Here is a 17,479-nt window from a genome sequence, read left to right on the forward strand (position 1 = left end):
TCAAGAGATATTTGTATGACAACTATTATCAAGCAAGATGACTTGATCACATCGGTAAAAGATGCGCTTCAGTTCATTTCTTACTATCACCCACAGGACTTCATCCAAGCGATGAGCCGTGCGTATGACCGTGAAGAAAACAAAGCCGCAAAAGACGCGATTGCACAAATTTTAATTAACTCTCGTATGTGTGCAGAAGGCCATCGTCCTATCTGTCAAGATACGGGTATTGTGAACGTATTTCTTGAAGTGGGCTTAGACGTTAAATTTGATTTAACCATGAGCCTAGACGATGCAATCAATGAAGGTGTACGTCAAGGTTATCTGGAAAACTCAAACATTCTTCGTGCATCAGTATTAGCTGATCCTGCTTTTGGTCGTAAAAATACTAAAGACAACACTCCTGCTGTAATTCACTACAAACTCGTTCCAGGTAATAAAGTTGATATTACTGTCGCTGCTAAGGGTGGCGGTTCAGAAAACAAATCTAAACTTGCGATGCTTAACCCTTCTGACTCTATCGTAGATTGGGTACTTAAAACTGTTCCAACAATGGGTGCTGGTTGGTGTCCTCCTGGTATGCTCGGTATCGGTATTGGTGGTACTGCTGAAAAAGCCATGATGCTTGCAAAAGAAGCATTAATGGAAGAAATCAATATGGACGAATTACTTCGTCGTGGCCCACAAAACCAAATCGAAGAACTTCGTATCGAAATCTTCGAAAAAGTAAATGCTTTAGGTATTGGTGCTCAAGGTCTTGGCGGTTTAACGACTGTTCTTGATATCAAAATCAAAGACTATCCATGTCACGCTGCGGGTAAACCAGTAGGTATGATTCCTAACTGTGCTGCAACTCGTCATGCGCATTTCCAATTAGACGGTTCAGGTGTAGCGCATATTCAAGCTCCTAGCCTTGAAGACTACCCTGCAGTGACTTGGGATTCATCAACGTCTAAACGTGTTGACTTAGACAACATTACTCAAGAAGAAATGAACTCTTGGCAACCAGGTGACACACTGCTTCTTAACGGTACAATCTATACAGGTCGTGACGCTGCACACAAACGTATGGTTGACATGTTAAACAAAGGTGAAGAACTTCCAGTTGACCTAAAAGGTAAATTTATTTACTACGTTGGCCCTGTTGATCCAGTCGGTGACGAAGTGGTTGGTCCTGCTGGCCCAACAACTGCAACACGTATGGATAAGTTCACACGTCAAGTGCTTGAAGCAACTGGCATGTTCGGTATGATTGGTAAAGCGGATCGTGGTCCTGCTGCTGTTGAAGCAATCAAAGACAACAAAGCGACTTACCTCATGGCTGTCGGTGGTGCTGCTTACTTAGTATCGAAAGCGATTCGTGAAGCTGAAGTTGTAGCATTTGCTGACTTAGGTATGGAAGCGATCTACAAATTTGTTGTAAAAGACATGCCTGTATCGGTAGCTGTTGACGTAAATGGTACTTCTGTTCACGCAACTGCACCAAAAATCTGGCAAGCAAAAATTGGTAAAATCCCAGTAGTTGATGCTGCTGCGAACTAATTTCGCCAGATTCCAGATCTAAAAAAAGCACCCCATCGGGTGCTTTTTTATTGTCAATGTTCAGTCTCTACCAAGTTAATGGATTCCACAGTTTAAAAGGCTTGGTCAACTGTACATCTTCCGCAGGATCATAATGAGGTGCCTTCAACTTCTGCGCACTTTTCCGTACTTTTCCAGAATTCTGATCTTCTGCTACAAAGTTAAAACTGTTGGACTTCAACTCTGTAAATGCGATTTCATTTCGACCAATTTTTTCAGGCATGAGCAGCAATGGACCTGAAACCGTTCTTTTACTGGATAAATTTTCTTCATCATATTTAATGAAGTAAGTTTGACCTGCTTCAACATCAAAGTCTAAATATTTAGGCTTTTGAAAATGATTCACACCCAAAGGGCGACTCGATGATAAGCGGTAATTCCCTGCCGGTAACTCCACCCAGTAATAATGATTATTCAATAAACTTGGAATACGCTCACTGTTGAGAAATAAGCTGCTGGCCACAATTTCTTGACGGTTCCATTTACTGTCTGGACGATATAAATACACGATCGCTGCTTGATCATGCTGAGCTTTCACTTCTTGAAAATGTCGGCCTTGTTTCTGATTGACCCAACCACCAATGGTGAACATACCTAAGCGATATTGTTCAATATGACCCGGTGTACTTTCAGGATCCACGGGCTTTAATGTTGAAGCCAATGACGTTTGCTCAACGGCTGATTTTCCATGACAACCCAGCAGCGCTACACTGCTTAAAAGTAGAATTGCAACTCCACGCATGATTATCCCTCACTGCGTCTTTTTTTATTTTTACACTTTTGTTTTCAGTTTTTTACATTCAGGCATCCACGCCATCCTGCTGAGATTAACATTCTGCTTTTATTTTTGGAAATAAAAAACGTGTGCAAATCTTGGATTTACACACGTTTCAGACGAATAGCGCTTAAGCAGATTTAGAGTTTACAACTTTTAAATCTGACTTCGGTGCAGCTTCTTCAGTTTTCTTTGGTTGACGTTCTGATTTAAATTCAGGCTCTGCTTCACCATTAATCACAGCTTCATTGACGACAACCGTACCCACATCTGAACGACTTGGTAGGTCATACATCGTTTCAAGCAATGAATTTTCTAAAATCGAACGTAGACCACGCGCACCCGTATTACGGTCAAGGGCTTTTTTAGCCACGGCACGTAATGCTGAGTCTTCAAATACGAGGTCAACATTTTCCATTTCAAATAAATATTGGTACTGACGTGTCAATGCATTTTTCGGTTCTGTCAGAATCTGCATCAATGCTTCTTCGTCCAGTTCCTCCAAGGTAGCAATCACAGGTAAACGACCAATAAATTCAGGAATCAGACCGAATTTGACCAAATCTGTCGCTTCAACTTGGCGGAATAAGTCAGATAATTTTTTAGTTTCATCTTTCTTACGCACTTCAGCCGTAAAGCCAATACCACCTTTTTCCTGACGCTGCTGTACGATTTTCTCTAGGCCAGAGAATGCACCACCACAGATAAACAGGATGTTTGAAGTATCAATTTGGATAAATTCTTGCTGCGGATGCTTACGGCCACCTTGAGGCGGAATCGACGCAACCGTACCTTCGATCATTTTCAATAACGCTTGCTGAACACCTTCACCCGATACATCACGAGTAATAGATGGGTTTTCAGACTTACGGGTAATTTTGTCGATTTCATCGATATAGATAATGCCTTTTTGGGCTTTTTCTACATCGTAATCGGCTTTTTGAAGGAGTTTTTGAACAATGTTCTCAACGTCTTCACCCACATAACCGGCTTCAGTTAAAGTCGTTGCATCTGCCATCGCAAATGGCACATCTAAAAGACGCGCAAGTGTCTGAGCAAGCAGTGTTTTACCTGAACCTGTTGGTCCAACCAACATGATGTTACTTTTCGAAATCTCTACACCGTCTTCTGGTTTTTTACCACTGGTGCCAACTTTTAGACGTTTATAGTGGTTGTATACCGCAACAGAGAGGGTCTTTTTCGCAACATCTTGCCCAATCACATATTGGTCAAGCGCAGCACGGATTTCATGCGGTTTTGGTAAAGGACGAGTTGCCCAGTCATTTGATTCAACTTGCTGACTGGTCTGAACTAGGTCAAGACATACGTCCACACACTCATTACAGATGTACGCGTCCTCACCTGCAATCAGTTTCCCGACTTCAGACTGCGTTTTACCGCAAAATGAACAATGCTTTTGTCCTTGAGGATGTTCGGACATATTCACTCCAATAATTAATTCTTTAAAACTTATGGACGTTTAGATAAAACTTCGTCCACAAGACCGTATTCTTTTGCAGCTTGCGCTGTCATAAAGTTGTCACGGTCAGTATCTCGAGCAACAGTATCGTAGTCTTGACCACTATGCTCTGCCATCAAACGGTTTAAACGTTCTTTAATGAATAGAATTTCACGTGCATGAATTTCAATGTCAGATGCCTGACCACGGAAACCACCAAGGGGTTGGTGAATCATGACACGGGCATTCTCAAGACAGTAACGTTTGCCTTTAGCGCCAGCATTGAGCAGGAATGCACCCATCGATGCTGCTTGCCCCATACAGTAAGTCACAACATCAGGTTTAATGAATTGCATGGTATCGTAAATCGCCATACCTGCAGTAACCGAACCACCTGGTGAGTTGATATATAAATGAATATCTTTATCTGGGTTTTCTGCTTCTAAGAACAACATTTGGGCAACGATCAAATTTGCCATGTTGTCTTCAACTTCACCGGTTAAAAAAATCACACGTTCACGCAAAAGGCGTGAGTAAATATCAAAAGAACGCTCGCCACGAGATGACTGTTCTACCACCATTGGCACTAGTGCGTTTTCAATTGTTGGAACATACATACGTTATTTATTCCTAAATTTTTCTGACTCAACCCATAATTCACAATATGAGGGATATTTGTCGAAATTGCAAAAGATTCCCAATTAAATAACAGATATTTTTTTCATAAGCATTGTGAAATCAGGACAACTTATTTGGGGGCAAAATTCGATAAAAAAAGGCGCTTAACGCGCCTTTTTTTGAAAGCTAGAAATTAGCCTTGTTGACGAGCTTGTTGCTCTTTCAATAAGTCTTCATAGCTCACAGTTGTATCAGTTACTTTAGCAGAAGCTAAGATGTGATCTACAACTTGGTCTTCAAGAATAACAGCTTCGATTTGAGCACGTTGCTGTTTATCGTTGTTGAAGTATTCAATTACTTCTTTAGGATCTTCGTAAGAAGAAGCCATGTCTTCGATGTAAGCATCAACACGTGCAGCATCAACTTCAAGTTTAGCTTCAGCCAATACTTTGCTTACCAATACGCCAAGTTTAACTGATTTTTCAGCTTGCTCTTTGAATAGGTCATCTGGAAGCATGCTTGAATCAAACGCTTTAGCACCTTGAGCACCAAACTGTTGAGTGAATTGTTGGATCATTTGTTGACGTTGACGGTCAATTTCTTGAGCAACCATTGCTTCTGGAAGTTCTACTTCGTTTGCAGCTACAAGCGCATCAAAAGTTGCACCTTTCACTTGGTTACGAAGACCGTTTTTCACTTCACGTTCCATGTTTTTACGAACGTCAGCTTTCAGTTTTTCAACGCCTTCTTCTTCAGTTAGACCGAAGATTTTTAAGAATTCAGCATCAACTTCTGGAAGTTTTTGTTTTTCAACAAGCTTAACAGTGATTTTGAACTGAGCAGCTTTACCAGCAAGGTTTTCAGCTTGGTAGTCTTCAGGGAAAGTTACATCGATAACTTTCTCTTCGCCTTTCTTCATACCAACGATGCCGTCTTCGAAGCCAGGGATCATACGACCAGAACCAAGAACTAGTTTAAAGTCTTCAGCAGCGCCGCCTTCAAACTTCTCGCCATCAACAGTACCTTCAAAGTCGAAAGTTACTTGCATGTCTTTTTTAGCCATGCCTTTAGTTTCAGCCCATGAAGCACGTTGTTTTTGAAGATTTTCAATCATCTTCTCAACGTCTTTTTCGTCAACTGAAGTTGCTTTACGTTCAACTTCTAGGCCTTCGAACTTAACTTCAACTTCTGGATAAACTTCTACAGTTGCTTCATAAACTAAAGCATCATCTTTCATTTCAGTTTTTTCAATGTTTGGCATACCAACAGCATTGATTTTTTCTTGTTGGATCGCTTCGAATACTGTGTCACGAATGATGTCGTTTACAACTTCTTGATAGATACCAGCACCGTATTCACGACGAACAACGTTTACAGGTACTTTACCTGGACGGAAGCCGTTGATCTTCACAGTTTTGGCAGTGCGTTTCAAGCGAGCTTCAAACTGCTCGTTAATACGGCTCGTCGGTACAGATACATTTAAACGACGGGCAACGCCCGAAACCGCTTCAGAAGTTACTTGCATGGCTTCCTCGATAATTTGTTAGTTAAAACAGTTTTAAAAAAAAGTGCCACATTATATGACAACAATTAAAGATATACAAAAATGGATTATAACACTATAAATTCAGGCATGGATGCCCTTCTTATTTTTAGAATTTTTCAGCTTTTCTTGCATAAATATTGATTATTTTTTAATTCATCATTGCAAATGAGAAACTTTCTCACTATTATTCTTAATGCTACATTTTTTAATTTATTTTCATATATTTATCTCGTCCATATTTGGAATTCTTTTATGAGTAACTTTAATCTCAACCCACTTTCCGCTGCTTTAATTGGGGCAATTGTAACCACTTCGAGTTTCACACATGCTGAAACAGCTGAATCTCAAGCTCAACAGATGGAGACCATTGTTGTCACCGCTGCCGGCTTCGAACAAAAAATCAAGGATGCACCTGCCAGTATTTCTGTCATATCCAAAGCTGAATTAGAAAAAAAACCATACATGACATTACTGGATGCCGTACGCGAGCTTGAAGGTGTAGATATTGGCGAGACCAACGATAAAACAGGGCAAGGCTCTATTTCTATGCGTGGTATGGGTGGTGATTACACACTTATTCTCATTGATGGTAAGCGCCAAAATAACCATGGCGACATTTATCCAAACAGTTTTGGTGGCAACCAGTTCAACCATATCCCACCTTTAGATTCAATTGAACGTATTGAAGTTATTCGTGGGCCTGCCTCTACTCTTTACGGTGCAGATGCAATGGGCGGTGTCATCAATATCATTACAAAAAAAGTATCAGATAGTTGGTCAGGGTCTGTTACTCATAGCCGTACTTTTGAAGAAAATGATGATTTTGGTTCAGACAGCACCATTGATTTCAATCTTATGGGACCACTGATTAAAGATAAATTAGGATTAACTGTACGTGGCAGCTTATATGAGCGGGACGAATCTAATCCTACTTATGCACCTGCTACAGATCCAAACGGTGTCGTGCATGACCGTACATTAGGTTTTGGCGGTGGTGGACGTACTGTAAATAATGAAAATATGTCATTAGGTGCCCGATTATCTTGGAATATTTCAGACAATCAAACAATCTGGGCTGATATTGATACCTCACGTCAAGAATATGATAACTCAGAAGGCCAGTTAGGTACTGTCGATAGTATTGATTCTATTTGGCGTCAAAATTGTACAATAGCCAAGCCTTGCACCCGTGCTGACCCTCGAGCAGGCTATGATAAAGAGCAAAAGTTTACGCGTGACACTTGGTCTTTAACCCATGAAGGCGAATGGAATTTCGGTAAAAGCTTTGTTTCTTTGGCACACGTAGAAACCAATAACAAAGGTCGTACATTGCCATTTACAGTTTCAGAGCGAAAACAGCTGCTTGAAATGCTGAATGGCACAGGCAATTATGCAGGGCTATCAGAAGCGGAACGTAAAAAGATTGCAGAAGAAACTTTCTTACCCCGTCCATCACGTACTTTAGAAAGTGCCCAATATACATTAGATGCAAATTTAGCTATGCCATTTGAACTAGCTGGTGAACATAATGTGATTGTTGGTACTCAAATTATCCGTGGTGAATTAACCGATGGTGTTTTTGGTATGGAGTCTGGTACGCCAGCACAAGTCCAAGATCATAATATGTGGTCATTATTTGCTGAAGACACCTGGCAAATCATACAGCCTTTTGCTCTAACAACTGGTTTACGTTATGACAATCATGAAATTTTTGGTGACCAATTCAGTCCTCGTTTATACGGCGTATATAACTTTAACGATGCATTTACTGTTAAAGGCGGTGTAAGTACAGGTTATAAAACACCTAAAACGACTCAACTTTATGACGGCATTGTCGGTTTTGGCGGTCAAGGAACCTCTCCACAATTTGGTAACCCTGATTTAGAGCCTGAAACAAGCATTAGCTCTGAGCTAGCCGCATATTGGCAACATCCTGCAGGCCATAACTTTAATGCGACTGTCTTCCATAATAAATTTGAAGATAAAATTGACTCTCAGGCATGCGGCGGCACGACAGGTTTAATCTGCGCAAATACAGGTGAATATCAAGATCTTGGCTATTCATCTACTACGCGTACTGTCAATATTGATGAGGTTGTTATTCAAGGACTAGAGCTGGCTGGAAAATTACAGCTGCTTGATCAAATTTCTTTACGTGCAAACTACACTTATACAGATAGCGAACAGAAAAGTGGTGCTGAAAAAGGCCTACCTCTTGGCAATACTGCCAAGCATATGGTTAATGCAACACTCGATTGGAAAGCAACAGATTCATTCAATCTATTCTTAACCTCTGAATACCGTGCAGACCGTTTTGACCAAGTAAATGCAGACACAAATGAAGCTTTATATTTCAAAGATTCTACAGTTTTCCATTTAGGCGGTTCATATAAAATCAATGATATGTTTACTGTAAATGCTCGTGTAAACAACTTATTCGATGAAGACTTCACCACATATAAAACTACATTTACTGCGGATGCCAATGGTGATTACACCCCTAGCTATCGTGATGACTACAATAATAAGTACAAATCACGCAGCTACTGGTTAAGTATTAACACGAAGTTTTAATTTTCATTAAGTAAAAAACCTGCATCTGCAGGTTTTTTACATCAATAATTACGATGTGTGCTTATTTCATTCACAATTATGACTATATTTATATTCCCAATCAAATACAAAATAATAATATATTTTATCAATATTTAATAAAAACATAGCCTTAATGAATACTTGTTATATCATTACATTAAATAGGACTATCACATTATGATTATTTATCGTGATTTACAATTACATAAAGATGTAAGAACAAATAAGAATCATTATTATTCGCATACAAATTCACTATTCCAAATCGGGTTCGAAATGGCCTTCATTAAAACACGTAAGAAAATTGTTTCTTCAGCAATTGCTTCTTCTCTTTCTGTTATTGCTGTTAATGCAATCGCGCAAGAGCAAGTTACTCAACTTCCAACGATTAACCAAGAAGTTGTTGCTGAAAAAGCACCAAGCTTAAAAGTTGATAAATCTGCGAATGCTAAATTTGTTGCTCCCCTTCTTGATACACCAAAATCAGTATCAGTGATTTCTAAGCAACTGATTGAAGACACGCAAGTCACAACTTTAAGCGATGCTTTACGTACAGTACCTGGTATTACCCTCGGTGCTGGTGAAGGTGGTAACCCAAATGGTGACCGTCCATTTATTCGTGGTTATAACTCTGAAAGTTCAATGTATGTAGATGGTGTGCGTAACTCATCTTCACAAAACCGCGAAATGTTTGCTATCGAACAAGTTGAAGTCACTAAAGGTTCTGCTTCAGCTATGGGTGGTGCAGGTACTTCTGGTGGTAGCATTAACATGGTTTCTAAAGTCGCTAAAAAAGGTGACTCGTTAGAAGGTTCAGTTGCTGCGGGAACAGATAATTACCAACGTATTACTTTAGACGGTAACAAAGACTTTGGTAACGGCATTGCGGCACGTGTTGCAGTAATGGGTCACCATAATGAAAAAGCGGGTCAATCTGACGGTGCTGAATATGCACGTGTCGGTATTGCACCAAGTATTACTTTTGGTTTAGACACCCCTACTCGTGCAACTTTAAGCTATTACTACTTAAAATCTGACGATACTCCAGATTCAGGCGTACCATACTGGAATGCAGCAGATAAAACAGCTACTGGCAAGCCATTAAATGCAAAACAAGGCATTTACTACGGTTGGTTAGATCGTGACTTCCAAAAACAAGAAAACCAAAGCGGTACGCTGAAATTAGAACATGATTTAACTGACAATATTACTATTAGTAATACTGCGGTTTATTCAAATTCTAAAAATGACTACCTTTGGACTCAGCCAGACGACTCTAAAAAGAACCTTGCAACAGACCAAGTATGGCGTCGTGTAAACTCACGTATTTCGGATACAGATACATTTACCAATCAGTTATCTATGTTTGGTAAATTTAATACTGGTTCTCTAATTCATAGTTTCAACACGGGTGCAGAGTACAGTAAAACTGAGTCAGATAAAGGCAATTACACTGTAGCCAACTCAAAAGGTCAAACAGGTGGCGGTGTTGGTTCAAGTGGCGGTTGTAATGGCCAAACAGCTGTTTCAAGTGAGTACTGGTGTACTTCTGCGTTTAATCCTAATTCCAAAGATCCTTGGCTTGGTACAACCACAGCAAATAAAAAGACAACAACGACTGAATCTGAAAACACTTCTGTGTATTTCTTAGACAATATTGAAATTACACCAAAATGGTTAATTGATTTAGGTATTCGTTGGGACAAGTTTGAAACCGAAATGCTGACTCACGCGACAAACGTGAAAGTGAAAAATGACGGTGATAATGACTTCTTTAACTATCAAGCTGGTGTTACGTATAAACCAACTGAAAATGGCGCGATCTACGCAAGCTATGCTACATCAACCAACCCTGTGGGCGTTGACTTAGGTGATGGATCGGAAGCAATTAGCGCTACACTTAACAACTTAGATCCTGAAGAAGTTAAGACTTATGAATTAGGTACAAAATGGGACCTATTGGATAAGAAAATCAACTTAACAGCTGCAGTTTTCCGCACAGAAAAAACCAATACTCGAGCAACTGACAGTTCAGGTAATACTCAAAACATTGGTGAAACTCGTGTAGATGGTATCGAGCTTGGTGCGAACGGTAACATTACTGATAAATGGGCTGTATCTCTAGGTTACACTTATTTAGACAGCGAACTTGTTGACGCAGGATTTACCAAAAATACTGATGGTTCATATTCTCCAAGCGCAAATAATGGTAATCAAGTTCAAAACGTAGCTAAAAACTCTGCAACACTTTGGACGACTTACCAAGTTTTACCACAGCTAACTTTAGGTGCTGGTGCAATTGCTATGGATAAAGTCTATGGCGATGCTGCAAATACTAAATTTGTTCCAGGTTATGTACGCTACGACGCGATGGCACGTTATAACGTAAACAAAAATGTTGATTTACAATTAAACGTAAACAATCTTTCTGATGAACGTTATTTCACTAAAGCGTATGCTTCACACTATGCAACTGAAGCAGAAGGCCGCAGCGCAGTTCTGTCTGTAAACTTCAAATACTAAGAAAAAATAAATACCATAAATAATTTATGGTATTGACTCAAATAGCCTCGCTTCGAGGCTATTTTTGTATATGATCGAAACACAAACATTACATTTCAAAAGGTCAGACCGTGATTCACCATATTCCAAATGTATTGAGTAAAGAACAGGTCAACTACTTCCGCACAGAAATGCAAAAAGTAGAATGGATTAATGGTCAAAAAACTACGGGCTCACTGTCTAAAAATGTTAAAAATAACCAACAGCTAGATATAGACCATCCATTAACACAGCATTTAGGTGACATTATTCTGCATGAATTGTCACAACACGCACTTTTTACATCGGCAGCCCTACCCCTCAATATCTTGCCGCCCTATTTTAACCGCTATGAAAATGGTGAAACGTTTGGTTTCCATGTCGACAATGCCATTCGCTGGATGCCCGACAGCAATCAAAAAATTCGGACCGATTTGTCCTGCACGATTTTTCTAAGTGAACCCGAAGAATATGAAGGTGGTGAACTTGTGGTAGAAGACACCTATGGCTACCACGAAGTGAAACTCCCTGCCGGAGATTTGATTTTGTATCCATCTACCAGTGTGCATGAAGTTACTCCTGTGACTTCAGGCTGTCGTATTGCGTCATTTTTTTGGTTGCAAAGCATGATCCGTGAAGATGCTGAGCGTCACATGTTATTTAATCTCGATCAAAGCATTCAAAATTTGCGTATGCAATTGGGTGATGCACATAGTGAAGTCGTCAAGTTGACTAGTCTGTATCACAACCTCATCCGCAAATGGGCCGAAATTTAAAGCTCAAGGCCATTAAACATGGACAAATAGACAATGACTGATCACAACATTTTAGCGCCACTCACTCAGATTCCAGCTCATTTACAAACCATTGCAGATTACGAAAAACAGGCTGAACTGCACCTTTCTCAGATGGTGTGGCAATACCTTCAAGGTGGTTCTATGGATGAACACAGTGTCCGTGGCAATTTGTCTCAGTTTGAACAGATACAACTGCTACCACGTATGCTGAAAGATCTAACTCAAGGTCATACGCAAATCGAAATCTTAGGGCAACGTTTCCCGCATCCTATCTTTGTTGCCCCGATAGGTCATCAACAACAATTTCATCCTGATGCCGAAGCTGCAACAGCCCTCGCCGCCGAAGTCCTTGGCAGCAATATGATCCTCAGCACGTTTACCAATACAGATATGCGTGAGTTAAAGCAGGACAATCCATTCAAATGGTTCCAATTGTATTGGCAAGGTGAGCGCGAAAAGTCTTTATCGCTGGTCAAGATGGCAGAAGAACATGCTTATACAGCAATTGTAGTAACCATTGATTCCCCGCATACAGGGATTCGTGACCGTGAACGTCGAGTGTTTTTTCATTTGCCTGAAGGCATGCAGCATCCACATACCCCTGCACATATCCCATTGCCTGAGCTCAACGATAGCGATCATCCCGTATTTAACGGTCTGATGAAAATCGCACCGACATGGGCGGATATCCTTTGGCTCAGTCAAAACACATCTTTACCGATTATTTTAAAGGGCATTGTCAGTCCACATGATGCTGAACTTGCCCTGCAACACGGTGTACAAGGCATTATTGTGTCGAATCATGGAGGGCGCGTACTGGATGGTTGCATTTCCCCTCTCACCGCCTTAGAACTGATTAAAAACGTTGTGCCTACGGATTTCCCAGTTTTATATGATGGTGGTATTCGTCGTGGTTCAGATGTGTTTAAAGCGATAGCCTTGGGTGCGTCTGCCGTATTAGTTGGACGTCCCTGCATTTATGGTTTAGCGACAGCGGGCGCTTTAGGCGTTGCCCATGTACTCAAAATACTGAAAGAAGAATTTGAGATTACGATGGCATTGATGGGAACAGCCACCGTCGATGAGATTAATAAAGATTATATTTTTCAAAAAAGCTAATTTTATAGAAAAATATTTTCCAGAAATGGCATCTTGACGCAAAAATAGGAAATTATTTCCGGAATATATGGACTAATATTTAGTTATACATTTACGAGCTTACGGTAAAGCTAAGTCATGTGAATCTTTACGGATTTATTTCGACTTTCGACTAAAGACTCCGAAATTAAACTTGTAAATTGCTAGAATAGACACAATCTATATAAGTAGTACCTTGCCGTTTATCCACGACATTTATCCACGGTGCTATAAGGAGTTTTCACATGATGTTGGCAGATCCAAGCAAAAAATACCGTCGCATGTACCAACGTGTAGACTTACCAGACCGTCAATGGCCAAATAACGAAATCAATAAAGCGCCGATCTGGATGAGTACCGACCTTCGTGACGGTAACCAAGCGATCTTCGAGCCAATGAACATTGAACAAAAGTTCAAAATGTTCCAAATGCTTGTGAAAATTGGTTTCAAACACATTGAAATCGGCTTCCCTTCTGCATCACAAATCGACTTTGATTTCACGCGTTTGTTGATCGAAGGCGGTCATATTCCTGATGATGTGTACATCGAAGTTTTGGTTCAAGCACGTGATCATTTGATTCAACGTACATTTGAATCATTACAAGGTGCTAAACGTGCCATCGTGCATATCTACAACTCAAATTCTCCAACCTTCCGCAATAAAGTGTTGAATGTTGACGTTGCTGGTGCAAAACAATTAGCGATTAATGCTGCAACGAAAGTCAAAGAATACGCTGCAAAACAGCCTGAAACTGAATTTGTATTCCAATACAGTCCAGAGTGTTTTACTGCAACAGAATTAGAAGTCGCTAAAGATGTCTGTGATGCTGTCACTGAAATTTGGGAAGCATCTCCAGAGAACAAAGTGATTTTAAACTTGCCTGCAACGGTTGAAGTTTCTGGTCCAAACGTCTATGCAGACCAAGTGGAATGGATGCACCGTAATATTCAGCGCCGTGACGGTGTGATCATTTCTGTACACTGTCATAACGACCGTGGCTGTGGTATTGCCGCTTCAGAGTTGGCGATTATGGCCGGTGCTGACCGCGTCGAAGGTTGTGTGTTTGGTAACGGTGAACGTACAGGTAACGTGGACGTTGCAGCCATTGCATTGAACATGTATACCCAAGGTGTTGCACCAAACTTAGATTTCTCAAACATTAACGAAATCATTTCAACCATTGAAGAATGTACAGGCTTACCGGTACACCCTCGTCATCCGTATGCTGGTGATTTGGTCTTCACCGCGTTCTCTGGTTCACACCAAGATGCGATTAAAAAAGGTTTCGAGTTCCAAAAGAACGAAGAAATGTGGGATATGCCTTATTTGCCAATCGACCCTAAAGACTTGGGCCGCGACTATGATGCCGTGATTCGCGTCAACTCACAGTCTGGTAAAGGCGGTATTGCGTACTTGTTAGAATCAAATTACAACGTGGTGTTGCCTCGTCGTATTCAAATTGAGTTCTCGCAAATCGTACAGCAAAAAACAGATGAAGACGGCACCGAGATTTCTGCACAAGCAATCTGGTCATTGTTTAAAGACACGTATGTATCTGCCAAAGATACGCATTATGCGGCGAAAAACTACCGCTTACATGATGAAAATGGCAAACAAGTCATTGAGCTTGATGTCGAAGTGAACGGTGAGATCCAGCAATTGCGCGGAGAAGGCAACGGTCCAATCTCAGCTATCTTAAATGCATTGCAGTTGCCGATTGATGTCTTGAACTATGAAGAACGTAGCATCAGTTCCGGTGCGCATGCCAAAGCATTGGCTTTAATTGAGCTTCAAGTGAAAGGTACAGGTAAGTCTGCATTCGGTGCAGGTGTACATGACAACATCGTGACTGCATCCATCGAAGCGATTATTGCCAGCACTAACCGTTTAATTGAACAAGGTGTTTTGAGTACTGAACAAGTGATTGCTGCTGCAGTCTAATTCAATGCTATAAATATCAAATAGCAATAAAATGACTTTAGAAGGATACCCTCAAGTGGTATCCTTTTATTATTCATACTAAAGATTTAAGGCGAATTATTCCTGTGTCTTTTCCAGCTGACTCAGTGGGCTTAGTTACCCCACAAAAGTTTATTTTTGAAGAGCCGTTAGAGCTCGAATGCGATCGCATACTCCCACGTTTTGAGCTCATCGTTGAAACTTATGGCGAACTGAATGCAGACAAATCCAATGCAATTTTGATTTGTCATGCACTGTCAGGCCATCACCATGCAGCAGGTTATCATCATGAAGATGACCGTAAACCGGGTTGGTGGGACGCATGTATTGGACCAGGCAAAGCCATTGATACGTCAAAATTCTTTGTCGTAGCACTAAATAATATTGGCGGCTGTAGCGGTTCTACTGGACCGACCTCTCCAAATCCTGAAAATGACAATCGCCCTTATGGTCCTGATTTCCCATTAGTGACTGTCCGTGACTGGGTCAAAACCCAAGCCATGTTGTCTGACCGTTTAGAGATTCAGCAGTGGTATGCGGTGATTGGCGGCTCTTTAGGCGGTATGCAAGCTCTACAATGGTCTGTGGACTATCCAGATCGTTTGCAAAAATGCGTGATTATTGCCAGCACACCAAAACTGTCTGCGCAAAACATTGCCTTTAACGAAGTGGCGCGTCAGTCGATTTTGTCTGACCCAGACTTCCATGATGGTCGTTATTTAGAAAATGACAGTTATCCTAAGCGTGGTTTGATCTTGGCCCGTATGGTCGGTCATATCACTTACCTCTCTGAAGAAGCCATGAAACAAAAATTTGGCCGTGACTTAAAGTCTGGTAAATTTATGTATGGCTTTGACGTTGAATTCCAAGTCGAAAGTTATTTGCGTTATCAAGGTGAGCAATTCAGCCGTAACTTTGATGCCAATACCTATTTGATCATGACTAAGGCTTTAGATTATTTCGATCCATCACGTGAATATGAGCAATCATTAAAAACCGCGATGTCTAAAACCAAGTGTCAATTTTTAGTTGTTTCATTTACAACGGACTGGCGTTTTACCCCTGCTCGTTCGCAAGAAATTGTAGATGCATTAATTAGCAATCATAAGCCTGTGAGCTATGTGGATATTGATGCTGAACAAGGTCATGACTCTTTCTTGTTCCCGATTCCGTTATATGTGAAAAGCTTACGTGCATTCCTAGGCGGTGTAAAACACCTGCAAGAAACACCGAAGGAGACCAACTAATGCGTATTGATCATCAACTGGCTGAACGTTGGATTAAACCAGATTCAAGCGTCCTCGATTTAGGGTGTGGTGACGGTGAACTGCTTGCACATATGAGCAAAAAGCACAATATTCGTGCATATGGCTTAGAAATTGATCAAGAAAAGATTGCAATTGCAGTCAGTCGCGGGTTAAATATCATCCAACAGGACTTGAACTTAGGTTTAAGTCGCTTTGCCGACCAGTCTTTTGACTATGTGGTTATGGCACAAGCCTTGCAAGCTGTAGATGCACCAGACGTTCTCTTAAGAGACATGGTGCGTGTGGGGAAACAGGCCATTATCACCTTTCCAAACTTTGCACATTGGAAGACTCGTTCTTTTCTTGCGTTAAAAGGAATGATGCCTGTTTCAGACGCGTTACCCTATATGTGGTATAACACGCCCAATATTCATTTATGTACTTTCCGTGATTTTGAAGCGCTGTGTGCTGAAAATAACATCCGGATTATTAACCGACTTGCCGTGAATGGGGATCAACAAGACAGTTTACTGAGTAAACGTCTCCCAAATCTATTTGGTGAAGTCGCAATTTATCGAGTGAGCGCTCTATGAAAAAATTATTATTAAGCACGACGCTACTGATTGGACTTTTTAGCATACAAGCCCATGCGGATTATGTTGCTCCATCATCTTCAGTTTCTAGCCAAGCTGCACAATATTCAATTATGGATATTCACAGCTTAAGTAAAGCTGCTAAAGCAGGTCAGCCCGGTGCTCAGTTTTACTTAGGCACTAAATATCAACAAGGTAAAGACGTTGCCAAAGATGAACGTCAAGCTTTTGCATGGTACAAAGCTGCTGCCGATCAAGGTTTATCTGCGGCTCAGCTCAATGTGGGGCGTATGCTCGCTGATGGCATTGGGACTAAAAAAGATGAAGCGCTTGCTCGTCAATATTTCGAAAAAGCAGCCAGCCGTGGTGATAACCGCGCAAGCTTTAACTTAGCCATGATGGAAGAGCAAAAGAAAAACTACATGGGTGCATACCAATGGTATGAGCTTTCTACCCGTGATGGCATGCTCGACAACAAAGTGATTAGCTTGTCTGAAGGTAAGAAAACGGCATTGGCAGCCAACTTAAGCCAAGACCAAATTCGTCAAGCACGTGACCGTGCAGACAAATGGATTCAAGCACAATAAGTTTTTGAATCTTAAAAAGCACCTTCGGGTGCTTTTTTATTG

General features: G+C 40.9%; 13 protein-coding genes. 9 read left to right on the forward strand and 4 right to left on the reverse strand.

The window, feature by feature from the left end:
• Window positions 1–15 precede the first annotated feature (15 nt).
• Window positions 16–1,542, forward strand: coding sequence for a fumarate hydratase (locus tag B1202_RS05925; protein WP_078189659.1), 1,527 nt, complete (start codon window positions 16–18; stop codon window positions 1,540–1,542).
• A 67-nt stretch (window positions 1,543–1,609) separates the two neighbouring features.
• On the opposite strand, the gene B1202_RS05930 is transcribed toward B1202_RS05925, so the two are convergent.
• From B1202_RS05930 to tig, 4 genes are all read right to left on the reverse strand, one after another.
• Window positions 1,610–2,323, reverse strand: a complete 714-nt coding sequence (locus B1202_RS05930) for a DUF2846 domain-containing protein (protein ID WP_078189660.1) — start codon at window positions 2,321–2,323, stop codon at window positions 1,610–1,612.
• A 163-nt stretch (window positions 2,324–2,486) separates the two neighbouring features.
• Entirely contained in the window at window positions 2,487–3,797 is a 1,311-nt protein-coding gene (gene clpX, locus B1202_RS05935; RefSeq protein WP_078189661.1) for an ATP-dependent protease ATP-binding subunit ClpX, read from the reverse strand.
• Between the two features lie 29 nt (window positions 3,798–3,826).
• Window positions 3,827–4,432, reverse strand: coding sequence for an ATP-dependent Clp endopeptidase proteolytic subunit ClpP (gene clpP, locus B1202_RS05940; protein WP_078189662.1), 606 nt, complete (start codon window positions 4,430–4,432; stop codon window positions 3,827–3,829).
• 194 nt (window positions 4,433–4,626) lie between these two features.
• Entirely contained in the window at window positions 4,627–5,958 is a 1,332-nt protein-coding gene (tig, locus tag B1202_RS05945; RefSeq protein ID WP_078189663.1) for a trigger factor, read from the reverse strand.
• Between the two features lie 273 nt (window positions 5,959–6,231).
• Here tig and B1202_RS05950 point away from each other — a divergent pair, with 273 nt between their 5' ends.
• The 8 genes from B1202_RS05950 (at window position 6,232) to B1202_RS05985 (ending at window position 17,437) form a co-directional block, all read left to right on the forward strand.
• Complete coding sequence (locus tag B1202_RS05950) at window positions 6,232–8,553, forward strand: TonB-dependent receptor domain-containing protein (protein WP_078189664.1); 2,322 nt, start codon at window positions 6,232–6,234, stop codon at window positions 8,551–8,553.
• 297 nt (window positions 8,554–8,850) lie between these two features.
• A complete protein-coding gene (locus B1202_RS05955) occupies window positions 8,851–11,097 on the forward strand; it encodes a TonB-dependent receptor (protein WP_078189838.1) in 2,247 nt (748 codons plus the stop codon).
• A 110-nt stretch (window positions 11,098–11,207) separates the two neighbouring features.
• A complete protein-coding gene (locus B1202_RS05960) occupies window positions 11,208–11,891 on the forward strand; it encodes a Fe2+-dependent dioxygenase (RefSeq protein WP_078189665.1) in 684 nt (227 codons plus the stop codon).
• Window positions 11,892–11,924: 33 nt separating this feature from the next.
• Window positions 11,925–13,031 (forward strand): alpha-hydroxy acid oxidase, encoded by a 1,107-nt coding sequence (locus tag B1202_RS05965; RefSeq protein ID WP_078189666.1) that lies wholly within the window; start codon window positions 11,925–11,927, stop codon window positions 13,029–13,031.
• 263 nt (window positions 13,032–13,294) lie between these two features.
• The gene (leuA, locus tag B1202_RS05970; protein WP_078189667.1) at window positions 13,295–14,992 is read left to right on the forward strand and encodes a 2-isopropylmalate synthase; all 1,698 of its coding nucleotides are present in this window, start codon (window positions 13,295–13,297) and stop codon (window positions 14,990–14,992) included.
• Between the two features lie 104 nt (window positions 14,993–15,096).
• The gene (gene metX / locus B1202_RS05975; RefSeq protein ID WP_078189668.1) at window positions 15,097–16,257 is read left to right on the forward strand and encodes a homoserine O-succinyltransferase MetX; all 1,161 of its coding nucleotides are present in this window, start codon (window positions 15,097–15,099) and stop codon (window positions 16,255–16,257) included.
• Entirely contained in the window at window positions 16,257–16,850 is a 594-nt protein-coding gene (gene metW / locus B1202_RS05980) for a methionine biosynthesis protein MetW (protein WP_067763682.1), read from the forward strand. Before metX ends, metW begins: the two co-directional genes overlap by 1 nt.
• Window positions 16,847–17,437 carry a tetratricopeptide repeat protein gene (locus tag B1202_RS05985; RefSeq protein ID WP_078189669.1) on the forward strand — a complete coding sequence of 197 codons (591 nt, stop codon included), beginning with the start codon at window positions 16,847–16,849 and terminating at the stop codon, window positions 17,435–17,437. Before metW ends, B1202_RS05985 begins: the two co-directional genes overlap by 4 nt.
• Window positions 17,438–17,479 lie beyond the last annotated feature (42 nt).

The organism is Acinetobacter amyesii (assembly GCF_002018365.1).
Taxonomy (GTDB): Bacteria; Pseudomonadota; Gammaproteobacteria; order Pseudomonadales; family Moraxellaceae; genus Acinetobacter; species Acinetobacter amyesii.